Source organism: Cypionkella psychrotolerans, assembly GCF_001294535.1.
GTDB classification, from domain to species: Bacteria; Pseudomonadota; Alphaproteobacteria; order Rhodobacterales; family Rhodobacteraceae; genus Cypionkella; species Cypionkella psychrotolerans.
In genome coordinates, this window is record NZ_LGIC01000057.1 from 1 (window position 1) to 21,841 (window position 21,841).

Below are 21,841 nucleotides of genomic sequence, written 5' to 3' on the forward strand. Positions count from 1 at the left end.
GGATGAATGCCTCAATGAGGAGATATTCGATACCTTGGCTGATGCCCGTAAAATACTGGCGCTCTGGCGTTACGACTACAACAACGTCAGGCCGCACTCATCCCTCGGCAACAAGACCCCGGCAGAAGCGCGCCGAGCGCTCGAGCTATTTGATGGCAACGCCCACGGCGCGCTTGCCCAACCCGCAACCGATGACTATCAACCCAAAGGACTCTCGTTATGAACGAGGGACGACCGGGGGGCAGGTCACTACTTATGCTGCCTTGGGCCACCGACGATGAAGATCGTCGATGACAACAGCATGAGCATGCTGGGAACCGTGTTCTCCAAGGTGCGGGTGATCTGGTGGCAGGTCCGGATGATCGTGGGGCAGGATCGATTGGTCGTCGGCTGGCCAGATGCGCAATACTGCGACCAGCCCGAGAGCGCCGATGGCGGCCAGGGTCAGCGCGGCAGCGCCCAACCCGGCACTTGCCCCAACCCATCCCGCCAGCGGATAGGTCACCAGCCAGCAGGCATGGCTGAGCGCGAACTGTGCCGCGAAGACAGCGCCACGATCAGCCTCGCGTGCAGATCGGTTGATGATCCGCCCGATGGGTGTCTGGGTCAGCGAAAAGCCGAAGCCGATCAAGGCCCAGAGGGCGATGAGCGCGAACAGGCTGCCGACCAGCGGAACCAGTGCCACGCCTGCCACCATCAGGGCGGCACCCCCGATCATCACGGGACGGTCCGCCATGTGCCCAAGAATCCGCGGCAGAAGGAAAGCAGCGAGCATTGATCCTGCGCCAAATCCTGCAAAAGCCAGTGCGACGGATTCTTCGCCCAGACCCAGCTGGGCCTGCACCAGAACGACTGTGTTGACATAGACCATCGCCCCGGCGGCAGCGACGGCGGCCTCCATCACCATCAGCCCGCGCAGGCGGGGCGTTCGAGTGTAAATGCGGATGCCCTTGGTCACGTCGGCCCAGAAAGGGCTGTTCTCGCGCCGCACCCGGTCTGGTAGGCGCGCCGTCACGACCAGCAGGGCCGAGGCGACAAAGCCCACAACCGTGCCTGCGAACAGCACCGGGAAGCTGACAACCGTCAACAAAAGTGCCGCGATCATGGGGGAGGCGAGTTGTTCCAGGTCCTCGGCCAGCCGCAGGAGGGACAGGGCATTGGTATAGTCGTCCTCGTCCTTCAGGACATCGGGGATCACGGCCTGGAACGCCGGAGTGAACCCGGCCGATGCGGCCTGCAGGAAGAAGATCAGCAGATAGACCTGCCAGACTTCCGTCACGAAGGGCAGGCAAGCGATCACGCTTGCGCGGATCAGGTCGAGTGCCACCAGAAACGCGCGCCTCGGCAGGCGTTCCGCGATGGCCGCCGCCACCGGGGCCAGCGTCACATAGGCCACCATCTTGATCGCCAGTGCTGTTCCCAGCACCGCGCCCGCATTGTCGGCCGCCAATTGCCAGGCGAGAAGGCCAAGCGCTACAGTCGCAAGTCCGGTCCCCACCAGCGCCACGAGTTGCGCTGCGAACAAGTGGCGGAAGGTCGGGTTGCGCAGGGTGTTCAGCATCCTACAGCAGCTTCGTCAGGGATTTGATCTCGGCCAGTTCGTGCTCGCCTCCGGCCGTGACAAAGTGGTCGATATGGTCATGGATCAACGCCCGCTTCGCCTCAGCAACCGCGCGTTCAACGGCGTGCAGCTGCGTGGCCAGATCGACGCAAGGCCGCCCTTCCTCGATCATGCCGATGACGCGGCGCAGATGCCCCTCGGCGCGTTTCAGCCGGGTGGCGATGGCGGGGTGGCTTGCATGGACATGTGGTTCTGACATAGAGAAAGCCTATCCCCCCTAGGGGGATCAGACAAGCAGGGAACAGGGGTCGGAGTCCCCGAAGAACATGATGATGCAGGCGCGGTGTTCAGGATGGGGCAGGGTGTGGTCGCTGTGCGCGGCCATAGTCATGGCACTGTCGCTGGCCGCAGCGCCCGCAATTGAGGCCGTCAAGCATGGCCCCGGGGCGATGGTGGCTGAGGCTGACCATCGCGCGTTTCATGCCGAGCACGGCCATTCCCATGACATGCCCAGCGGCCATCACGACTCTGGTGACCATGACCATGTCGGCGCGGCTGTTCTCGCCGCACCCGGGGCCGAGGTCCACACGTCCCCGGAGCGCAAGCTGCGCCCCGATGCCATGGCCGCCGCTGGCACAATCCGCGAAGGCCCTCGACGCCCGCCCCGCCTGACGATGATCTGAGCCGCCGCCTGCATAGACAAGCGGTCCGACACTCTCATCAGTCAGGATTTTCCGAAATGACACCCATCTCACGGGCGCTGTTGCGCGCCCCTGTGCCATGGCCAGCCCTCGCGGCCCTTGGCACTATTCTCGCCTGTCTCCTGTTCACAGGTGCAGCCCTTGCCCACAACGTCACCGAAGGCGACGCGGGCTATGTGCAAGAGGTGACGGGCTTTCGCCCCATCGCCTTCATCTACCTCGGCGCCAAGCACATGGTGACGGGCTATGATCACCTCTTGTTCCTCGCCGGTGTGGTGTTCTTCCTCTACCGGTCCAGGGACATCGCCACCTACGTCAGCATCTTTGCTATCGGCCATTCGGTCACGATGATCGCTGGCGTCTGGTGGTCCATCTCGATCAACGCCTACATCATCGACGCGATCATTGCGTTCTCGGTGGTCTACAAGGCACTGGATAACCTCGGCGCGTTCCGGCTGTGGTTCGGGGTTCAGCCCAACACCAAGGCGGCGACGCTGATCTTCGGCCTGCTGCACGGCTTCGGCCTTGCGACCAAAATTCAGGAATACGAGATCTCGCCAGACGGCCTCCTCGGTAACCTCATCGCCTTCAACGTGGGCGTCGAGCTTGGCCAGCTGATGGCGCTGGCGCTGATCCTGCTCGCGATGACCCAGTGGCGGGCGCGCCCCGCCTTCGCGCGGCAAGCCTATGCCGCGAATGTCCTGATGATGGTGGCTGGCTTTGCCCTGATGGGCCTGCAGATCACCGGCTATTTTGTCGCCTGAAGGGAGGGTGCATCCAATGACAAATCGTTCTGATATGACCAAAGCCCCGCTTTTGCGGGCAGAACCACGCCCATCGACCGCAGGACAGGGCGTGCAGTCCGTCCCGGCCACTCCGGGCGGCCTGATCCGATCCAGCCTTATCGCAGCGGGGGCGGCAGGGGCCATCCTTGTCCTCTTCTGGTTGCCCGCCGAATATGGCATCGACCCAACCGGGGTTGGTGCGCTGACGGGCCTGACCGAGATGGGCGAGATCAAGCAGCAGCTGGCCGCCGAGGCAGAAGCCGATGCGCAGGCCATGGCCGCCTCTGCGGTGACTGCACTGGCTACACTGGAAACAGCCGCTGCCACCGTTCCCTCAGAAGTTCTGGAGCGCCTCGACCGGATCGACGCGCAACTTGCTGCCATCGCGGCGGTCATCGGCACGCCACCAAGCCTGCTGGAGCCCGTGGCCGAACCCCTGGTCGAAGCCCAAATCGTGGCCGATCCTGTGCCAGAGGAAACTGCCCCTCCAACTCCCGATGCAGTTGAAGCGGCTGTTGCTGCGGCAACTGCCGCTGAATGGCGTGACGAGGTCAGCTATACGCTGAACCCCGGTGAGGGGATCGAGGTGAAACTCGCAATGGAGGAAGGCCAAGTTGCCCGTTTCGCCTGGACCGCGAACGGCGGTTTGGTGAACTTCGACCTGCACGGCGACGGCAGCGGGCAGAACACAAGCTACGAGCAAGGCCGCGCCGTGCCGGAACAGACGGGCGACCTCGTCGCGGCCTTCACCGGAAACCACGGCTGGTTCTGGCGCAACCGTTCTGACGCGCCGGTGACAGTGACGCTGCGCACGGGTGGGGATTACCTGGAAATCCGGGCGCCCTGATACGAAGGGATGGGTGGTCAAACGCCACCCATCCCAACGCGGGGTTTCCCCGGGTGCGATCAGCGCACGCGTTTGTCCGCCACCGACCGCACAACCGACCCGATGGTCAGCAAGGCGCCGATACCGGTTCGATATCGAAAGCCTGGACTTGACCTTTGGCGACGAGCGTCACGCCCACGATGGTCAGGACCTGCCGGATGAGGGCAGGATTACAGGTATCATCATGGTGTTCTCCCGTTCAGATTTCGTTGGTGGTTGCGAGGAATTCGCCCGGCTTCATGGTCGGCGGCGGGGTGCTTGGATCGCGGGCCAGCGCGCGCCCAGAAGGCGCGACTTGGCGATCCGCGCGATGGTGACATCGTCGTACTGGTTGCCGCCCTGCACGTAGAAATGCGAGTCATCCTGACCGAGCGCGGAACCGACATCGCCGCCGGATCCGTGTTCGAAAATCAGCACCGCACCAATTATCGGCTGCACCCCTTGCCCGAACAGCAGCCGGTTGCGGGCCTAATCGGGATTGGTGCCCCGTGCGCCGAGAAGTGGCGCAGAGGGAAAAGCCATGCGGATGCTGGTTTCACCGAAATCGCCGCACCAAGGGTTCTTTCTGGGGTCGCCCAAGGCGCGGCCATCACGTTTCAGCCAGTCCATCAGCCAGCTGCGGTCGCGCGCCTCAATGCGGCGCAGTGTGGTTTTCGCCTTTGTGATCCACGGTAAGGCGCCAGGCTGTGCCAATGATGCGGAGCGACCATTCGCGGCCAGCAGTTGCTTTGGCCTTTAGTCTGGTCCTCTTCCACCGCCACCGCCACGACGTTTAGAAAACCAGAACCTTGTCTGCCGCCAGTGTTGCCTTGGCAAGTTCATCCATGGTGGACCGCGCTGCGCCTTCCATCATGTCAGTAATGGCAAGGCCACGTGCATCCATGCACGTGCCGCACATCAACACGCGGCCCTTGGCCGACAGAACGCGACCGAGCATCCGCTCAAGATTGTAATAGCCTTCAGGCGTCCTTTGCCCCGCTTTGGCGCAGAGCACGGCATCGGCCATCAGAAAGACGGTGACCTCACCTTCGGGATCGTGCTTGGCCAGCGCGTGCGCCATGCGCAGGCCGTTGAAGCTGCGTTCGGTGCCGTAGGGCGGATCGTTCAGGATCAGCAGGTGTTTCATGCGGGGGCTCCTTCGGACGCGGGGTTCAGGCGCGGGTGGGTTTCTTCGCCGAAGACGAACAGCACCGCACCGGATATGAACATCGACAACGCCACGAACCAGAATGTGGCCTCCACTGCGCCGGTCAGATGTGCGACCAGCCCAAGGCCAAGTGCGCCGATGCCGTAGCCAAGATCACGCCAGAAACGGTAAATGCCGATGGCCGAGCCGCGCCAGGCGGGTGGCGTGATATCGGCGACACTGGCCCCGAGGTTCGGGTACAGCAGCGCCATGCCGAAACCGGCAATTCCCGCCGACAGCGCCCACCACGCCGCGCCAGTGCCCAGCACCACCAGCAGCACCCCTGCGCCGCTGATCCACATACCCAGTACGTTCGGCCAGAACCGCCCGACATGATCCGACAGCCGCCCGGTGAACAACTGCGATCCGCCCCAGACAAAGCCATAGGCGCCGACGATCCAGCCCATCTCGGTCAAGGTGGCACCCTTGCCGACCAGGAAGACCGGAAAGATCACCCAAACCAGCGCATCGACAAATTTCTCGACCAGTCCGGCCTGCGACAGTGCGGCAAGCCGCTTATCGCGCCAGCTCATCAACGCGAAAACCTCGCGCGTTGACGGGTGCTCAGGCACACCCTGCGGATATCGCGGCGGGAACTTTGGTGCGCTGATCTTGTGTGCCGCCGTCTCCGCCTTGGCCCATGGCAGGGTGTCCTTGACCCAGACCACGGTCAGAACCAATGCAACTCCGATCACCGTCAGGCCGAACACCAACAGGCCCAGCCGCGCCCCCAAAGCCTCGGCGATATAGGCGGTGACGACCCCCGCAAGTGCCACTCCGACATAGCCGGAAAACTCGTTCAGCCCCATCGTCAGCCCGCGTTGGTCGGCACGCGTGATGTCAAGCTTTGACGTCTGCGTCATCGACCAGCACAGGCCCTGATTGACCCCCAGCAGAACCGTCGCTGCGACGATCCAGCTCCAGTTTGGTGCGGCCCAGATCATCACCGGAATGGGCAGGGCGATGATCCAGCCCCACAGCAGCACCCGCTGGCGCCCGATGCGTTCGGACAGTCGCCCGGCCACGAAGTTCATCACTGCCTTGACGACGCCGAACGCCACGACAAAGGCTGTCAGCAGCAAGAACGACCCGCGCGCCACGCCGAATTCGGTTTCTGCCAGTGCCGGGATCACAGTGCGCATCATGCCGATGGCAAAGCCCACCAGCAGCACCTGGACCAGCTGATGAGTGAACTGTACCCGGTTCTCGCGGATCCCGAGGGGAAGAGCTGTCATCCCATGTCCTCCGGGCGGGTGTCCAGCGCTCCACCGCTGGCCGGGCCGCGCATTGGCTGGATCAGCATCCGGTCCAACCACAGGTCGCGCGGTGTGCGGAACTGCTCGATGCCGATGGTCATACCCTCGTGCCCGGCCTTTGGCTGCGCACGGTAGGTGCCCAGCAAACGGTCCCACCACGGCAGGTTGAAGCCAAAATTGCTGTTGGTCTCGGCGGGGATTACGGAATGGTGCACGCGGTGCATGTCGGGCGTCACCATGACCCACCGCAGCGCCCGATCCAGCCCGACTGGCAACCGGATGTTGGCGTGGTTGAACAGCGCAGTGGCGTTCAACAGCACCTCGAACAGCAAAACTGCCAACGCGGGCGCACCCAATGCCATGACTGCCGCCAGCTTGATCACCATCGACAGGACAATCTCCACCGGATGAAAACGCAGGCCGGTGGTCACGTCAAATTCCAGATCGGCATGGTGCATCCGGTGAAGCCGCCACAGTCCCGGCACCGCATGGAACAGCACATGCTGCAGGTAGATCGCCAGATCCAGCAGCAGAATTGACAGTAGGACGGCCAGCCACGGCGGCACATCCAGAGCGTTGAACAGCCCCCAGCCACGCTCCTCGGCCATCAGCGCAAGGCCCACGGCCAGGATCGGAAACGTCAGGCGCAGGATGACGGTATCGACGACGACCAGCGCAAGGTTGTTGGTCCAGCGGATGACGCGCGGGATCTCTTGCCGCCTGCGTGGTGCTGCAAGTTCCCATCCCGCCATCGCAACCAGCACGCCCAGAAATACGGCAAGGCGCAGCATGGGTTCATTGGCGAGGATTGTTTCGGTCATCGTGTCTGTGCCTTCGGACTTGCGGGGGACGCGGGAATCGATATTATTCAAGTCATCGCTTGAGTGATGTAATATCGGGAGCTTCCCCATGTCAATCAGCCCCAAGGCCGCACTGCTGGAGGAATACGCGGTGGTCGCCCACGCGCTTTCGGCGCCTGCAAGGCTGATGCTGCTGGAGCAGATCGCACAAGGCGAACGCGGGGTAGAGGCTTTGGCCGACAAGACCGGCCTCACTGTCGCCAATGCTTCGCAGCATCTTCAGGCGCTGCGCCGCGCCGGGCTGGTGACCAGCCGCCGGGAGGGTAAGTCCGTGATCTACCGGCTGAGCGACGCAAAGACTCTGGCGCTGATGGATCTGATCCGCGTGGTGGCGGAACGCAATCTCGCACAGGTCGACCGCATCCTGCGCGGGCTGGCGGATGGCACTGACGCACCCGAACCGGTCAGTCGGGGAGAGCTGGCCCAGCGCATGTCTGAAGGATCGGTCAACATTCTTGACGTCCGGCCCGCTGATGAGTTTGCGATGGGGCACATCCCCGGTGCGCGGAATGTCATGCTTGGCGACATCGACCGCATCGCTCCGACGCTTTCGCCGAGGACCGAGATTATCGTTTACTGCCGAGGCCCCTACTGCATCTACGCCCATCAAGTGGTTGCTGTCCTGCTCAAGCTGGGTTTCAACGCGCGAAGGCTGGACGGTGGCCTGCCGGAATGGCGTGAAGAGGGAAGACGGGTGCTTGCGTCATGAACCTTGAACAAAGCCCTGACCCAACTGCTCTGACATTCTGACGACCCTACGAAACCGAACTCTCGCCACCTGTTCGCCGCACAGATTTTGGCGCTGCTGGGCACAGGACTTGCCACGGCGGGCGCTCGGGCTGTTGGCCTGGGAACTGGCAGTCAGCAGTGCTGGAGCAGTTCCGGGAACGGAACTGGCGATCAAGATGGTGGCCTATGCGACGCTGGCCCCGATTGCCGCTGCGGTGGCCGAACGGCTGCCGCGTTAAGCCTTTCTGGTCATGCTTGACCTGATCCGCGCGGGCGTGATCGCCTGCTGGGTTAAGCTTCGCCGCCCTAACTTTGGCCGTGATCGGCGCCACAGGGCTGGCCGCTGTCCTGCGCCTTTGGCCGGCCATGGCCCCCGAATTCCTCACACACGGCCATCCTGACCTGCACCCCGACCATCCGCATTTGGCTGGGCAGGGGCCACACCATCACGCCTTGGTCATAGATGAACTGCATCGCCGCTGGCCGAAGGCTGCCTGATCGGATCCCTTTATCAATCAGCATGCCTTGCCGCTGGAGGCTGGTGGTGATCAGTCACTTTCACCGCGCCTGAAGCGATCTGATCGCCACGATTGCCAGAGTGACCCAAACGGCAAGACGCAAGACCATGGCACCCACGGTGCGGGCCTCGTAAGCCGCACCTGTTGAGATATGCCAAAGAAAAGCGGCAAAAATTGCAGCTGTCGCAAAAACGATGGCAATCGTCAGCCCTGTTGCCCAGCCGGTCTGGACCCAAAGGCCCAGCCCAGCGGCGACATAGGCAAAACCTGCGACGAAATTGAACCAAAGCACGAAGGGCACCACAGCGCCCATGTCCGCACGACCGAACAGGGCGTTTCCTCCCGAGACGATGGTCAACAGGCCGAAGACGATGGCAACGCTGGCGGCGACAGTAAGGGAACGTGTGCGGGTGGGCATGGCATTCTTCTTTGGTCAGGCCTCCACAAGGCGACCATCGCGCAGGTGGATCAGGCGGTCGAAGCGGTCAAAGATCTTTTCATCATGGGTAACGGCAATGATGCAGGCCTTCTGCTCGGTGGCGAGCTTTCGCAGAAGGTCCATCACCAGTTGCGCTCGACCGCTGTCTAGCGCGGCGGTGGGTTCATCGGCCAGAATGATCCGGGGCCGGTTCGCCAGCGCGCGGGCGATGGCAACGCGCTGTGCCTCGCCCCCCGACAACAGGGCGGGCTTTACCTTGGCGCGATGACCAACCTCCAGATAGTCAAGCAATTCGCGCGCCCGGGCGCGTCCTTGTGTGGCGGGCCAGCCTGCAAGGTCCAGCACGACCGAGACATTTTCCTCGGCTGTCAGGAAGGGCAAAAGGTTATGCGCCTGGAAGATGAAGCCGATCTTGTCCAGCCGCAGCCTGCGCAAATCGCTGCGCAGCCACTTGCCGTCAAACACCGCGTCGCCGTCCAGTTCGACCCGGCCCGCGGTCGGAGCAAGAATGCAGCCGATCACATTCAGCAGCGTGGTCTTGCCCGAGCCAGAGGGGCCAAGCAACGCGATGACCTCGCCTGCGTGCACCCGCAGATCGACAGACCGCAAGGCATCGACACGGGTTTCGCCGGTCCCATAATGTTTGGCCACGCCCTTCACATCGACCAGAATGTCATCCGGCGTCATGGGTCAGCCCCCAAGTGCTGTGGCGGGGTCGACCTTAAGCGCCGCCCGGACACCAAGGCCCGAGGCAGCAAGGCAGACCACCAGAATGATGCCGGTCAGCACCAGCGCGTTGAACGGTTCCAGTACGACGCGGCGGGGGAAGTTGTCCTTGACCAGCAGGATCAATACCAGCCCGATGCCAAGGCCAGAGATGCCAAGGATTAGCGCCTGTTGCACAATCAGACCCACGATGGTTCTGTCCGGTGCGCCGATCAGCTTCAACGTGGCGATCTGTTTCAGCTTTTCCATGGTCATCGTGTAGATGATCAGAGCGATCACCACGGCACTGACGGTCAGCAGGATGCTGAGGAAAAGGCCGATCTGCCGCCGCGCCCTATCCACCACCGAGGCAAGCAGAAGCTGTTCCTGCTCGACCTGACTGAGGGCGGAAAGGTGTTTCCACTGCCGCACTGTCGCGGTCAGCAGCGCGACGCCCGCCCCGGGTTCAAGCCGGGCAATCACGGCGGCCACCGTTGGGGGCCGCAGGCCGCCATCGCCCCGGGCGCTCTGCACCCGGGCGGCGGCAGGGTCCAGCGCGGTCTGCAGTGCCATGGCATCGGCCAGCGTAACATAGACCGCCGGATCGCCGCCCGAATTCATAGCATCCTCGACCAGCCCCACAACGGTAAACCGATCTCTTCCCAACCGAATTGTGTCCCCCGGCACCAGCCCGGTCTTGCGGTCGGCCATCAGTTCGAAATGGCTTGTGCCGAGGCCCCGACCTTCGGCAATGCGCTGCGGCCCGCCGGGACGACCGGGTTCAAAGCCTATGACGTAAAGCCGCAGGGTTCGGCCTGCGTGGGTGGCCTCCATTGTCTGATAGGTAATGGCACCGGCCTCGGCCACGCCGGGCATGCGGGCCACGGCATCGCGGGTATCAGCTGGGATGCTTGAGGCTTCGGCAAAGGGGCCTTGTGTGCCTGCCTCGATCACCCAGACATCGGCTGCGGGGGCCTTCACCACGGCCAGAGCATCGGCGACAAGGCCGTTGTATATACCGATCATTGCCAGCACGACGGTCATCAGAAGCCCAAGACCGAAACAGGTCAGGACAAAACGGAAGAGACCGTGACGAATATCCTTGATGGCAAGGTTCATGGCGCGGCCCCGATGCGAGCGAGCCGCCCTTCGTCCGCGTTCTGCAGCGGGATGGCAACGATCTGCGCGCCTTCCGGCAGTCCGCCGGTCACCTCGACCCGACCCCGGTCATCCCGCGCGCCAAAGGTCAGCTCTGCCGTCGCCAAACGTCCGTCCTGCACGGTCCAGACCGTGCCGCGATACCCGTCGAAGCCGGAAATTGCCACCTCGGGCACCATCAGCGCCGTATCGCGCGTGCCGGTCAGGATGCGCACCTCGGCCTGTTCGCCGAGAAACATCTGGGGCGGGCAGTCAGTGCAGGTCAGCCAGACGCGGCGTTCCTCGTTGACCCGGTCGCTTTCAACGCCGATGCGGGCGATGGTGCCGTTGAATTCGCCCGCAGGCTTGGACCGCAGACGGATAGTGCCGGTCTGGCCAAGGGCCAACTGGCCTGCGCGTTCTTCGTCGATATAGGCTTGAATCCAGATCGTATCGGGGTCGATCAGGGTAAAGATCGGATCGCCCGCGCGGACCACTGCCCCGGCCTCGGCCAGACGAGCCACAACCAAGGCATCAAAGGGTGCGTGCAGGCGGTGGTGATCCAGCAGAGTCTGTTCGAGTTGCAGGGCTGCGACGGCATCCTGCCCCTGAGCGCGAATGACGGCGAGTTCGGCTTCCGCCACCGCCGCGTCGGCGCGAGCAACGTCTTCATCCCGCTGCGCCTCTTCCGCGCGCTGGATGGAGGCGGTTTCCTGACGGGTCAATTCAGCCTGACGACGATTTGCGACCTCGCGCTGCGCCAGAATGGCCGCGGCACGGACGACTGCCGCCGCAGCCTTGGCTTGATTGGCGGTATTGGCCGCCACGGCGGCGTGGGCACGAGCGAGGCGAGCCTCTTGTTCGGCCTGATGCAAAGCGGCCAGATCCTGTCCCTGTGACACTCGGTCCCCTTCATCGACAGCCAGCGACATTAGCGCCCCGCCGACCTCAAATCCCACACGGGCCAGCACTCGCGCCTCGACCGTGCCCAGGCCGTAGATGCGCAGGGCAACATCGGTTTCGGGCTGGACCACCGTCACCGTCAGCGGACGTTCGGTCAGGAACAGTGCCCCGGCACCCAAACCCACGACCGCCACCACCGCATAAACCCAAGCTTTCCGCATCGTTCAGACCCCTCTCGCCCCAAGCAGGCGCAACTGGACATCCAGAAGGCGCAATCCTTCGGCCTGCAATCCAAAGTCGCGCGCCCCCAAGGTCCAGCGGATTGCCATCCCCTGCACCAGAGCCGTCAGCAACACCGCCACATCCGTTGCCGCCACGTCGCCGCGCAGGGTTTGGGACTGCTGCCCCCCCGTGACTTCGCGCATCAAATGGCCATGGAAGGCGGCCAACCGACCCCGGAACGCCGCGCGCAGGGCCGCATTCTCGACATTCAATTCGCGGGAAAACAGCAGCATGGGCATCGCTGGCGTTGACGCGATCTGGTCAAGTTGCGCGCCGATCAGCGCCTTGATCCGGTCAACAGGCAGATCGCCCTGAACCAGTGCTGCATCCCAGGCAATGGTCAACGTGTCGGCCACATGATCGGCAACGGCATTCCACAGTGCAGCCTTCGTTGGAAAATGTCGGAACACGGCGGCTTGGGTGACGCCGACTTCGGCGGCGACCGCCCCTGTGGTCACGCGGTCCGGGCCGATCCGGTCGGCCAGAGCGAGGATCGTCGCCACGATTTCAGCCTTGCGAAGATCGGATGTTTTGCGCAAGAGCATACCCCTCATAAGTTAGTATCTAGTCACTAACTTAATCTTCAGGCGGGAGTCAATCCGGTGTGAGTGATAGCCGGGCCGAGACAACGCAAGATGTTCGTGCCGCTCGCCTACCAACTCGGGCCTGCGCAGGACGATTTCGGTGAAGCCGAACCCGTCGATCAGACGTTCCTTAACTTTCAGAGGAAAGTTGTACTATTGGAGCAGAGAAAACCGCGCCGGAACCATGCCTGAATAGGCGTAAACATGCAGCCAAGGAGGCAATATCATGGCGTCAGACTGGATCGCGCAATTTCCGGGCTTGTCCCGCCTTGAGTCTGCGGATCGCGAGGTGCTGACCCGCAAGAGCGCCGTGGTCGCCGTCCCGGAGGGCACGGTGATCTTTGGCCCGGGGAAATCTCCCGAAAATCTGCTGCTGCTGCTGGAGGGCCGGGTCAGGGTGCAGCAGGTCTCTGAAGCGGGCCGCGAGATCGTCCTTTACCGGGTCGAGGCGGGACAAAGCTGCGTTCTGACTACGGCCTGTCTTCTGGCCCACGAAGACTATTCGGCGGAAGGCATCGCCGAAACGGACATACGCGCCGTAGCTATCCCGCGCACTGTCTTCGATGAGTTGGTGTCGCTATCGATCGCTTTCCGCAACTTCATCTTCACTGCCTATTCCAGGCGGATCACTGATCTGTTTCAGGTGATTGAGGATATCGCGTTTCAGCGGGTCGATATCCGCCTCGCGCAGAAACTTCTGGAACTGGCACGCGAGGCAGATCAGGTTCGCGCAACGCATCAGCAACTGTCGGTCGAACTTGGCACCGCGCGCGAGGTGATCTCGCGCCAGTTGGGTGAGTTCCAGCGGCGCGGCTGGATCGGACAGTCACGCGGGGTGGTTGATCTGATCGACCGGGCGGGGCTGGAAAAGCTTGCGGCATTTGATCCACATTAAGGCCCGACCAGGTGCCATCCCATAAAATGCAGCCTTGACCGGTCAATGTGCGGTTTGGTGACATCATCACTGAAGCCCCTGTCGCAAGCGCGTAGTCATTGCCCGAACCCAAGAGGAGATCTGGCGATGATTGCGAATGTGGGAACTGTGGACCGGGTGCTGCGGCTGGCTGTTGGTGTGGCGCTGATTTCCGTGGCGCTGTTCGGCGGTGGCGGGATGTTCGGTGCCGGGATGCTCGGCATGGGGGTGTGGAAGATCGGGGTCTTTGCCGTCGGGGCGGTGATGATCGCCACGGCAGTGCTGCGGTTCTGTCCGCTGTACACGCTGCTTGGCATCCGGACCTGCCAGACATGATGACGATCGACACCATTTTTACGCCTTGGGTGTCGCTGGCCGGGGGCGCGCTGATCGGCGTCGCTTCGGTGCTGCTGATGCTGACGCTGGGACGCATCATGGGGGCGACCGGCATTCTGGCTGGCGTTTTGACGCCCACCACCCATCCGGACACCGGCTGGCGTCTGGCGGTGCTGGCCGGCATGATCAGCGGGCCATTGGCTGTGCTGGCATTTAGCGGGGAAATGCCTGAAATTCAGGTGCCGGTGTCGCTGCCCATGCTGCTGGTCGGCGGGTTTCTGGTGGGAATTGGCGTAACTTACGGGTCGGGCTGCACGTCTGGCCACGGTGTCTGCGGCATGGCGCGACTGTCGCGCAGGTCTATCGCTGCGACGGCGACCTTCATGGTTACCACCGGAATCACGGTTTTCGTCATCCGCCATGTATTGGGGGCCTGAGCCATGCGTCTTTTTTCAAGCTACCTCATCGGGCTGATCTTCGGCATCGGCATCTCGATTTCCGGCATGGCCAATCCGGCCAAGGTGCTGAACTTCTTTGATGTTGCAGGCAACTGGGACCCGTCGCTGATCTTTGTCATGGGCGGGGCGCTGGTCGTGACCTTTGTCGGCTACTGGTTCGTGCTGCGCCGCGCCGCACCCATGATCGACGCCAAATTCCACCTGCCTGAGAACCGGCATCTGGATGCCCGGTTGCTGGGCGGGGCGGCGGTGTTCGGCGTCGGCTGGGGCATTGCGGGTTTTTGCCCCGGTGGTGCCTTGCCTGCATTGGGCACCGGCCATTTCGACGTCATCGCGTTCGTGGCCGCCCTGATCGCCGGAATCTTTGCCGCGAAGGCCCTGATGGCCATGACCGGTGCCCGTGCAGCCCGCGTGCTGCGCCGCGAAACCTGATCTTGAAGGAAAGTATGATGACCGACTATCCGATTGAAATGTCCGTCAAGCCCGAGGTCGAGGCGTTCTTCGACGCGGCAACCAACACGATAAGCTATGTGGTGAAGGATCCGGCCTCCAGCGCCTGTGCCGTCATCGATTCCGTGATGGACATCGACTACGCCGCTGGCCGTATCACCTATGACCACGCCGATGCGGTGATCGCTTACATCCAGAAACGCGACCTGAAACTGGAATGGATCATCGAGACCCATGTCCACGCCGACCATCTGTCAGCCGCACCCTACATTCAGGGCAAGCTGGGCGGAAAGATCGGCATCGGCGACAAGATCATGGTTGTGCAGGAGACGTTCGGAAAGGTGTTCAACGAAGGCACCGAATTCCAGCGCGACGGGTCGCAATTCGACGCCCTGTTCAAAGATGGCGACACCTACAGGATCGGTACGATGGACGCGGTGGCGATCTACACCCCCGGCCATACGCCTGCCTGCATGGTGCATGTCATGGGGGATGCGGCTTTCGTGGGCGATACGCTGTTCATGCCCGATGGCGGATCGGCCCGCGCCGACTTTCCCGGCGGCGATGCGGCCACCTTGTATGACAGCATTCAAAAGGTGCTGGCCCTGCCCGACGATATGCGCTTGTTCATGTGCCACGATTACGGCCCGAACGGCCGCGACATTCAGTGGGAAACCACGGTGGGAGCCGAAAAGGCCCACAACATCCATGTGGGACACGGTGCCACGAAAGAGCAGTTTGTGACCTTCCGCACCGAACGCGATGCAACGCTGGCCATGCCCCGGCTGATCATCCCGTCTTTACAGGTGAACATGCGGGCGGGGGAATTGCCCACCGACAAGGATGGCCGCCCGATGCTGAAAGTTCCTGTCAACGGGCTTTAATCTGTTCCGAAAAACGCCAAAAGAGGAAAATAGAAATGCACAATATCAAGCATATAACGCCAAACTTCGCGATCAGCCCACAGATCACGGCGGCCCAATTGGCGCAACTGAAGGCCGCAGGTTTTAGCACCGTGATCTGCAATCGTCCCGACCACGAGGACGCGGGGCAGCCAACGTTTGCCGAGATCAAGGCAGCCGCCGAGGCAGCCGGGCTTGAGGCGCATCACATTCCGATTTCGCCGGGTCAGGCGACCAAGGCGGATGTGGACGTCTTCGATACCGCCGTCACTTCGGCCGAGGGCAAGGTGCTCGCCTATTGCCGTTCCGGTGGTCGGGCACAAAGCCTGTTTGACGCGACACGCCGCTGAAGTGCGGCGCAGCGCCGCTCTGCGCCCGGCCTCCATTTTCCAGAAATGACCCCGTAAATGTCTTACTCGCCCATCGCGCGGCACTTCCCAATCCTGACATGGGGTCGCCGCTATGACCGCAAGCTGCTGTCCAGTGATCTGACGGCGGCGGTCATCGTGACGATCATGCTGATCCCGCAATCGCTGGCCTATGCGATGCTGGCCGGATTGCCGCCCGAGGCGGGGATCTACGCCTCGATTGCACCAATCCTGCTCTATGCGATCTTCGGCACCAGCAATGCACTGGCGGTGGGGCCGGTGGCGGTGGTGTCGCTGATGACTGCAGCGGCCGTCGGGCAGGTCGCCGACCAAGGCACCGTCGGATATGCCGCCGCCGCGCTGACCCTCGCGGGTCTGTCGGGGGCGATATTGCTGGCAATGGGTCTGTTGCGCCTTGGATTCATAGCCAATTTCCTGAGCCATCCGGTGATCGCAGGGTTCATCACCGCCAGCGGCATTCTGATTGCCACGGGGCAGGTCAAGCACATCCTTGGGGTCAAGGCCTCTGGCCAGACGCTGCCCGAGATGCTGCTGTCGCTTGGACAGCATCTGCAAGAGGTGAACCCGGTTACTTTGGCGCTTGGGGCGGGGGCCATCGCCTTTCTGTTCTGGGTGCGCAAGGGCATGAAGGGCGCGCTCATGCGGCTGGGCGTGCCGGTGGGTCTGGCGGGCATTCTGGTCAAGACCGGGCCGATTCTGGCCGTGGTGGTGACGACGCTGCTGGTCGCGCGGTTTGATCTTGGGTCCGCCGGAGTTGCCATTGTGGGTGCCGTTCCGCAAAGCCTGCCGCCGCTGACCCTGCCGGACCTGTCGCCCGATCTGATCCGGTCGCTGGCCCTGCCTGCGTTGCTGATTTCGGTCATCGGGTTTGTCGAATCCATCTCAGTCGCGCAGACCCTTGCCGCCAAGAAGCGCCAGCGCATCGACCCGGATCAGGAGCTGATCGGGCTGGGGGCGGCCAATCTGGGGGCGGCATTTACGGGTGGCTATCCGGTCACAGGCGGTTTCGCGCGGTCGGTCGTCAACTTCGACGCCGGTGCCGCGACACCCGCTGCTGGGGCCTTTACCGCCATCGGGCTAACCATCGCGGCTGTGGCCCTCACCCCGCTGATCCATTTCCTGCCCACCGCCACACTTGCCGCCACGATCATCGTCGCGGTTCTAAGCCTGGTGGATTTCACGATCCTGCGCACCGCCTGGACCTATTCCCGCGCCGATTTCTCCGCCGTGGCCGTGACCATTCTGCTTACGCTGGGAATGGGGGTCGAGGCGGGGGTGACGGCGGGGGTCGCTCTTTCGATCCTGCTGCACCTGTGGCGGTCGTCGCGCCCGCATATCGCCGAGGTGGGTCTGGTTCCCGGCACCCAGCATTTCCGCAACATCCTGCGCCATGACGTTCAGACCGACCCGGCGATCCTGACCCTGCGGGTCGATGAAAGCCTGTGGTTCGCCAATGCAGCCTTTCTGGAAAACCACGTGCTACGCCGTCTGGCCGACGACCGCGCGGTTCAGCACGTGATCCTGATGTTCTCGGCAGTGAACGAGGTGGACCTGTCGGCTCTGGAAAGTCTTGAGGCGCTGAACCATCGCTTGCGAGACAGCGGCGTGACCCTGCACTTCAGTGAAGTCAAAGGTCCGGTGATGGACCGGCTTGAACGCTCGCATCTGTTGGATCAGCTCACAGGCAAAGTGTTCCAGTCGCAGTGGGATGCCTGGGCGGCGCTGGCCGCTGTTCATGGGGCGTTTCAAACCGCCCCGCCGCCCGCCCTTGAATCCTTTGCGACATGATTTGGATCAGGGCATGCCCTGGCTAAAACGTCCATGACTACGAAATACCAGAACGCCTTGTGACTGACAGGAGGACGAATTGAGACACTCGCTGCTATGGACCGGCCTTGTTGCTGCAGTAGCCTTGCCGATTGCTGCGTTGGCTGCGGGTCCGTTCACGACTTTCGAAACGGGTCTTCGGGATGCCTATGGGCAGTATCGCGCGGCCTTGTTTCAAAGCAACACCGGCAATTCCGATGCCACGACAAAGGCCATGCAGGCCTTGTCGGGAAAGTGGGCTGTGCTTGAACAGGACTGGGGCAAGTCGCCTCCACCGCAGTACGCTGATGACGCGGCTTTTCCGGACACTTTGACAGCGGTCGGCACCATCATCGCCGCAGCATCGAAGGAAGTGGCTGCGGGCGATCTGGCCAAGGCCCATGCGACGCTGGAAGATATCCGTGCCGAGGTTGGCGCGCTGCATATCCGCAACGGTATCATGACGTTCTCAGATCGGATGAATGCCTATCACGCAAAGATGGAACAGGTGCTGGGTCGCGATCTGGCAGAGCTTGGCGACAAGAGCACGGTTGTGCTGCTGGAGGATGCGGCTGTGCTGGCCTACCTCGTTGAAGATATCGCCGCCCATCCTGCACCCGAGGCATCGGACCCCGCCTATGCACCGCTGGTAGAAGCTGTTCGCCAAAGCGTGCTTGCCCTTCAGACAGCCGCACAGGCGGGTGATCCGGTCACTGCAAAGGCGGCAGTCGGGCAGTTGAAAGTGCCCTACGCCAAGCTGTTCGCCAAGTTCGGCTGAACGCTGAGATATCTACCCCAGGTGAGCCCTTGCATCAGCATGAAGGGGGCATTTGGACTCGAAGTACTTTGATCCTTTAGCAGGAGTTTCTATCATGCAAATTCATGGAATTGTCTTGTTTGCGGGCCTGTTGGCGGCATCGCCTGCCTTGGCCCAAAATATGCCCGGGAACGGCGGTTGGTGGTGGTGGAGTGGGCCTCAACAGGGTTACGGGATGACCCCCGGATATGGCGGCGGCCCACAAGGTGGCCAGCCTTGGGGCATGGGTGCGGGTATGATGGGCGATGGCAGTGGCCCGATGATGGGCTGGCGCGATCCCAATGCACCAGGACGCGGGCGCTTTGCTATGATGGATGCCAACGAAGATGGCACGGTCACTGCCGAAGAAGCCGCATCCCAGGCGGACATGGTCTTTACCTCGATGGACGCCGATGATAATGGGTCCCTGACGGTGGAAGAGTTCATGTCGGTGCGCATGGGTCCGCAAGACGGTCTTGACGCGGACCGTCAGGCGGCAATGCAGGCCCGCAAGGCCGCACGCTTTGACCCGATGGACAGCGACACCAACGGGACAGTTTCAAAAGCCGAGTTCATCGCAGCCTCCAAGGCGCATTTCGACGCGGCCGACGCGGATGGCGATGGCAAGACCACGCCGTGGGAAATCAGGGCCCAGAACTGGAACTGAACGTCCCGTTGTGATCCAGGATGCGGCGCAATGTGCGCCGTATCGGTTCTGTTCGGTTTGTCAGGACGTGAAACGCCCCCGGCCCGGCAGTAGGGGCCGGAGGCGCACATCGCCGCAAAGGGAGAAGACCATGGCACATGTCGTTGTACTTGGCGCAGGGCTGGGCGGGGCCATCATGGCTTACGAGTTGAAGGATCAACTGCGCCCGGAAGACACTGTCACGGTGGTGACCAAGGACCCGAAGTATCACTTCGTTCCGTCGAACCCGTGGATTGCCGTGGGTTGGCGCAAGCGCGACGATATCACCGTTGATCTGACGTCCGCGATGGCGAAACGGAAGATCAACTTCATTCCGGTGGCGGCCCGGCAACTTGTTGCGCAGGAAAACCGGATCGAGCTGATCGACGGCCAGTCTGTCACATATGACTATCTGGTCATCGCGACAGGGCCGGAACTGGCGTTTGACGAGATCGAGGGGTTGGGCCCGGACGGCGGATTCACCCAGTCGGTCTGCCATATCGACCACGCCGAGAAGGCCGAAGCTGCTTTTCAGATGCTCCTTAAAAACCCCGGCCCCGTCGTCATCGGCGCGGTCCAGGGGGCCAGTTGCTTTGGCCCGGCCTATGAATTCCTGTTCATCCTCGAAACCGCCCTGCGCAAGGCGAAGATCCGTGACAAGGTGCCGATGACCTTCGTGACGCCAGAACCCTATATCGGCCATCTCGGGCTGGACGGGGTCGGGGATACCAAGGGCCTGCTGGAATCCGAGATGCGGTCAAAGACCATCAAATGGATGACATCAACCCGGGTGAAAAAGGTCGAAGACGGCAAGATGACGGTTGAGGAGGTCGGCGACGACGGTGTGGCAAAGCCGGAAAAGGTTCTGCCCTTCGTCTATTCGATGATGCTGCCCGCGTTTCGGGGCATCAAGCCGGTGTCGGGGATCGAAGGTCTGTCCAATCCACGCGGATTCACCATCGTGGATCAGCACCAGCAGAACCCCAAGTTCAAGAACATCTTTGCGGTCGGCGTCTGTGTGGCGATCCCGCCGCTGGCCCCCACGCCTGTCGCCTGTGGTGTGCCCAAGACCGGTTTCATGATTGAAAGCATGGTGACCGCCACCGCGCATAACATCGGCAACCTTGTGCGCGGCAAAGAGCCCGATCAGGTAGGCACCTGGAACGCCATCTGTCTGGCCGATTTCGGTGACGGGGGCATTGCTTTCGTAGCGCAGCCGCAAATCCCGCCGCGCAACGTCAACTGGTCGTCGTCCGGCAAATGGGTCCACCTCGCCAAGGTCGGGTTCGAGAAGTACTTCCTGCGCAAACTGCGTCAGGGCAAAAGCGAGCCCTTCTATGAAAGCCTGGCGCTGAAGGTGCTGGGCATCGACAAACTGAAAGAAGTCAAAAAGGGCTAATTCCCCTTAAAATTGAGTCAGGGCGAAGTTGATACCGATGCCACTCGTTGTGCCATGCCTTGCCTTGCAATGATTTTGGTCATTGCCTTGCCACTCTGTGATGAGCTGAAAATGGTACGGACCTCGTCCGGATTTCGATAACTTAGGCTACGCGCCGGGTAACGTATTTGAGCACACGGTGACGGCACGGTTGGCCCTGATCTCTGAAAGCAGCATGGTGGCATCCGGGTCATTCCGGGGACTTTGCAAGCGCTGCCCGCTGCAGATCGCCCGGCGTCACTGCGTTGAGTTCGGCATTGGGAGCCGGACCTTTGACAATTCTGGCGTCAGGGCCACAGGTGAATACTGCCGCTGTTCTTGACGATCCAGTAGAGGGATTGGTCTATTAACCTTGTCACCGTTTTGGTGGCCGATGACCAAGCTCCAGCGGCATCAGTCACGACCTCCAACTTTGCCGGGCGGTGGCAGGATGGCCAGCCAGAGGATCGGCACCAACGGTAGGACCAATTGAAGAAGATAGACCACCATCATCTGGGATAGCCTCTCCGGGCTACATGCGGCCCCGGCTTCAGAATCGCAATCACCGCAGTCACGATCAACAGCGTCACCGCAATCGTACAGAGCCGCGTTTCGCCACCAACCGGCATTACCGGCAGCGCGATGGCCGACCAGTTGAGTGTGCCGTGCAGCAGGATTGCTGGCAGAACGCTGAAGTGCCTGTTGATGGACACCTGACCCATGCCGATAACGCCGACTGCTCGGACCTTTTCTCGCACATCAAGATCGACCTGCCGACCGCGAAGCTGGCCGCCGCCAGCGCGATGCTGGTCGACCTGCAGCTGATCTGAGGCAGCACCATGAGCACCCGCGCGCAGATCGCCATCCAGCTCGGCCCCGAGGAATGAGCGCATGTCTACGTCCATTTCGATGGCTATCCCGCCCACATGCTGCCCGCGCTGGCGCGCTGGAAGCCCGAGGACATCCTCGCCGCTCGGGAAATCCGGCAGGTCACGGCCGAGGCGCTGGACTGCTTCAGCCCGCCCCGTGCGCCGCGCATCCTGTCGCGCCCGACGCGGGAATTCGCCCACCTTTACATGTGGATCGGATGCCAATGGGTGCATGTCGTGCCGCAAGCCGATGCTGGCAGAGTGTAATCAGAAAGCACTGATATTGCT

The 21,841-nt window shown here is 62.3% G+C and carries 30 protein-coding genes; 18 read left to right on the forward strand and 12 right to left on the reverse strand.

What is annotated here, in order from left to right:
* Nucleotides 1–223, forward strand: a 223-nt coding sequence (locus AKV04_RS10960) for an integrase core domain-containing protein (protein WP_156317481.1), incomplete at its 5' end; no start/stop codon positions are given.
* Between the two features lie 30 nt (nt 224–253).
* On the opposite strand, the gene AKV04_RS10965 is transcribed toward AKV04_RS10960, so the two are convergent.
* Nucleotides 254–1,561 carry an MFS transporter gene (locus AKV04_RS10965; protein ID WP_054006476.1) on the reverse strand — a complete coding sequence of 436 codons (1,308 nt, stop codon included), beginning with the start codon at nt 1,559–1,561 and terminating at the stop codon, nt 254–256.
* 1 nt (nt 1,562) lies between these two features.
* Nucleotides 1,563–1,820 carry a metal-sensing transcriptional repressor gene (locus AKV04_RS10970; protein WP_054006477.1) on the reverse strand — a complete coding sequence of 86 codons (258 nt, stop codon included), beginning with the start codon at nt 1,818–1,820 and terminating at the stop codon, nt 1,563–1,565.
* 130 nt (nt 1,821–1,950) lie between these two features.
* Between AKV04_RS10970 and AKV04_RS10975 the strand changes: the two genes are divergently transcribed.
* The 4 genes from AKV04_RS10975 to AKV04_RS26180 all read left to right on the forward strand — a co-directional run bounded on the left by AKV04_RS10975 (nt 1,951) and on the right by AKV04_RS26180 (nt 4,608).
* Nucleotides 1,951–2,244, forward strand: coding sequence for a hypothetical protein (locus AKV04_RS10975; RefSeq protein WP_054006478.1), 294 nt, complete (start codon nt 1,951–1,953; stop codon nt 2,242–2,244).
* A gap of 56 nt (nt 2,245–2,300) precedes the next feature.
* Nucleotides 2,301–3,026, forward strand: coding sequence for a HupE/UreJ family protein (locus AKV04_RS10980; RefSeq protein ID WP_202905604.1), 726 nt, complete (start codon nt 2,301–2,303; stop codon nt 3,024–3,026).
* 16 nt (nt 3,027–3,042) lie between these two features.
* Entirely contained in the window at nt 3,043–3,894 is an 852-nt protein-coding gene (locus AKV04_RS10985) for a hypothetical protein (protein ID WP_054006479.1), read from the forward strand.
* Between the two features lie 297 nt (nt 3,895–4,191).
* Nucleotides 4,192–4,608 carry a hypothetical protein gene (locus AKV04_RS26180; protein WP_156317482.1) on the forward strand — a complete coding sequence of 139 codons (417 nt, stop codon included), beginning with the start codon at nt 4,192–4,194 and terminating at the stop codon, nt 4,606–4,608.
* A gap of 97 nt (nt 4,609–4,705) precedes the next feature.
* Here the strand turns inward: AKV04_RS26180 and AKV04_RS10995 are convergent, their stop codons facing one another.
* The 3 genes from AKV04_RS10995 to AKV04_RS11005 are packed head-to-tail and all read right to left on the reverse strand — an operon-like array spanning nt 4,706 to nt 7,196.
* Nucleotides 4,706–5,059 carry a DsrE/DsrF/TusD sulfur relay family protein gene (locus tag AKV04_RS10995; RefSeq protein WP_054006480.1) on the reverse strand — a complete coding sequence of 118 codons (354 nt, stop codon included), beginning with the start codon at nt 5,057–5,059 and terminating at the stop codon, nt 4,706–4,708.
* On the reverse strand, nt 5,056–6,354 hold the full coding sequence (locus tag AKV04_RS11000; RefSeq protein WP_054006481.1) for an MFS transporter: 1,299 nt from the start codon (nt 6,352–6,354) through the stop codon (nt 5,056–5,058). Before AKV04_RS11000 ends, AKV04_RS10995 begins: the two co-directional genes overlap by 4 nt.
* Nucleotides 6,351–7,196 (reverse strand): sterol desaturase family protein, encoded by an 846-nt coding sequence (locus AKV04_RS11005; RefSeq protein ID WP_054006482.1) that lies wholly within the window; start codon nt 7,194–7,196, stop codon nt 6,351–6,353. Before AKV04_RS11005 ends, AKV04_RS11000 begins: the two co-directional genes overlap by 4 nt.
* A gap of 88 nt (nt 7,197–7,284) precedes the next feature.
* Here AKV04_RS11005 and AKV04_RS11010 point away from each other — a divergent pair, with 88 nt between their 5' ends.
* Nucleotides 7,285–7,944 (forward strand): ArsR/SmtB family transcription factor, encoded by a 660-nt coding sequence (locus AKV04_RS11010; protein WP_054006483.1) that lies wholly within the window; start codon nt 7,285–7,287, stop codon nt 7,942–7,944.
* 133 nt (nt 7,945–8,077) lie between these two features.
* A complete protein-coding gene (locus AKV04_RS27840; RefSeq protein ID WP_407638421.1) occupies nt 8,078–8,203 on the forward strand; it encodes a hypothetical protein in 126 nt (41 codons plus the stop codon).
* Nucleotides 8,204–8,270: 67 nt separating this feature from the next.
* On the opposite strand, the gene AKV04_RS11015 is transcribed toward AKV04_RS27840, so the two are convergent.
* From AKV04_RS11015 to AKV04_RS11040, 6 genes are read right to left on the reverse strand one after another with little or no spacing between them, the layout of a single operon-like run.
* The gene (locus AKV04_RS11015) at nt 8,271–8,486 is read right to left on the reverse strand and encodes a hypothetical protein (RefSeq protein ID WP_054006484.1); all 216 of its coding nucleotides are present in this window, start codon (nt 8,484–8,486) and stop codon (nt 8,271–8,273) included.
* 36 nt (nt 8,487–8,522) lie between these two features.
* Nucleotides 8,523–8,900 carry a hypothetical protein gene (locus tag AKV04_RS11020; protein ID WP_054006485.1) on the reverse strand — a complete coding sequence of 126 codons (378 nt, stop codon included), beginning with the start codon at nt 8,898–8,900 and terminating at the stop codon, nt 8,523–8,525.
* A gap of 15 nt (nt 8,901–8,915) precedes the next feature.
* On the reverse strand, nt 8,916–9,608 hold the full coding sequence (locus tag AKV04_RS11025; protein WP_054006486.1) for an ABC transporter ATP-binding protein: 693 nt from the start codon (nt 9,606–9,608) through the stop codon (nt 8,916–8,918).
* 3 nt (nt 9,609–9,611) lie between these two features.
* Nucleotides 9,612–10,745 carry an ABC transporter permease gene (locus AKV04_RS11030; protein WP_054006487.1) on the reverse strand — a complete coding sequence of 378 codons (1,134 nt, stop codon included), beginning with the start codon at nt 10,743–10,745 and terminating at the stop codon, nt 9,612–9,614.
* Nucleotides 10,742–11,887, reverse strand: a complete 1,146-nt coding sequence (locus AKV04_RS11035; protein WP_054006488.1) for an efflux RND transporter periplasmic adaptor subunit — start codon at nt 11,885–11,887, stop codon at nt 10,742–10,744. Before AKV04_RS11035 ends, AKV04_RS11030 begins: the two co-directional genes overlap by 4 nt.
* A 3-nt stretch (nt 11,888–11,890) precedes the next feature.
* Entirely contained in the window at nt 11,891–12,487 is a 597-nt protein-coding gene (locus AKV04_RS11040) for a TetR/AcrR family transcriptional regulator (RefSeq protein ID WP_235815610.1), read from the reverse strand.
* 271 nt (nt 12,488–12,758) lie between these two features.
* On the opposite strand from AKV04_RS11040, the gene AKV04_RS11045 reads away from it, so the two are divergent.
* The 10 genes from AKV04_RS11045 (at nt 12,759) to AKV04_RS11090 (ending at nt 20,666) form a co-directional block, all read left to right on the forward strand.
* Nucleotides 12,759–13,427, forward strand: coding sequence for a Crp/Fnr family transcriptional regulator (locus AKV04_RS11045; RefSeq protein WP_054006489.1), 669 nt, complete (start codon nt 12,759–12,761; stop codon nt 13,425–13,427).
* A 126-nt stretch (nt 13,428–13,553) separates the two neighbouring features.
* Entirely contained in the window at nt 13,554–13,781 is a 228-nt protein-coding gene (locus tag AKV04_RS11050) for a YgaP family membrane protein (RefSeq protein ID WP_054006490.1), read from the forward strand.
* Entirely contained in the window at nt 13,778–14,218 is a 441-nt protein-coding gene (locus AKV04_RS11055; RefSeq protein ID WP_054006491.1) for a YeeE/YedE family protein, read from the forward strand. Before AKV04_RS11050 ends, AKV04_RS11055 begins: the two co-directional genes overlap by 4 nt.
* Before the next feature lie 3 nt (nt 14,219–14,221).
* Complete coding sequence (locus tag AKV04_RS11060) at nt 14,222–14,671, forward strand: DUF6691 family protein (RefSeq protein WP_054006492.1); 450 nt, start codon at nt 14,222–14,224, stop codon at nt 14,669–14,671.
* A gap of 17 nt (nt 14,672–14,688) precedes the next feature.
* Nucleotides 14,689–15,573, forward strand: coding sequence for an MBL fold metallo-hydrolase (locus AKV04_RS11065; protein ID WP_054006509.1), 885 nt, complete (start codon nt 14,689–14,691; stop codon nt 15,571–15,573).
* 35 nt (nt 15,574–15,608) lie between these two features.
* The gene (locus tag AKV04_RS11070) at nt 15,609–15,941 is read left to right on the forward strand and encodes a TIGR01244 family sulfur transferase (RefSeq protein ID WP_054006493.1); all 333 of its coding nucleotides are present in this window, start codon (nt 15,609–15,611) and stop codon (nt 15,939–15,941) included.
* Between the two features lie 57 nt (nt 15,942–15,998).
* On the forward strand, nt 15,999–17,768 hold the full coding sequence (locus AKV04_RS11075) for a SulP family inorganic anion transporter (RefSeq protein ID WP_054006494.1): 1,770 nt from the start codon (nt 15,999–16,001) through the stop codon (nt 17,766–17,768).
* A 79-nt stretch (nt 17,769–17,847) separates the two neighbouring features.
* Nucleotides 17,848–18,564 carry a hypothetical protein gene (locus tag AKV04_RS11080; protein WP_156317483.1) on the forward strand — a complete coding sequence of 239 codons (717 nt, stop codon included), beginning with the start codon at nt 17,848–17,850 and terminating at the stop codon, nt 18,562–18,564.
* Between the two features lie 214 nt (nt 18,565–18,778).
* Nucleotides 18,779–19,249, forward strand: coding sequence for an EF-hand domain-containing protein (locus tag AKV04_RS11085; RefSeq protein WP_162232863.1), 471 nt, complete (start codon nt 18,779–18,781; stop codon nt 19,247–19,249).
* A 130-nt stretch (nt 19,250–19,379) separates the two neighbouring features.
* Nucleotides 19,380–20,666, forward strand: a complete 1,287-nt coding sequence (locus AKV04_RS11090; RefSeq protein ID WP_054006497.1) for an NAD(P)/FAD-dependent oxidoreductase — start codon at nt 19,380–19,382, stop codon at nt 20,664–20,666.
* A 527-nt stretch (nt 20,667–21,193) separates the two neighbouring features.
* On the opposite strand, the gene AKV04_RS26490 is transcribed toward AKV04_RS11090, so the two are convergent.
* Nucleotides 21,194–21,577: a hypothetical protein gene (locus AKV04_RS26490; protein ID WP_162232862.1), complete on the reverse strand. Its 384-nt coding sequence runs from the start codon at nt 21,575–21,577 to the stop codon at nt 21,194–21,196.
* A 33-nt stretch (nt 21,578–21,610) separates the two neighbouring features.
* Between AKV04_RS26490 and AKV04_RS11100 the strand changes: the two genes are divergently transcribed.
* Nucleotides 21,611–21,820 (forward strand): hypothetical protein, encoded by a 210-nt coding sequence (locus tag AKV04_RS11100; protein WP_235815611.1) that lies wholly within the window; start codon nt 21,611–21,613, stop codon nt 21,818–21,820.
* The last annotated feature ends 21 nt before the right edge of the window (nt 21,821–21,841 follow it).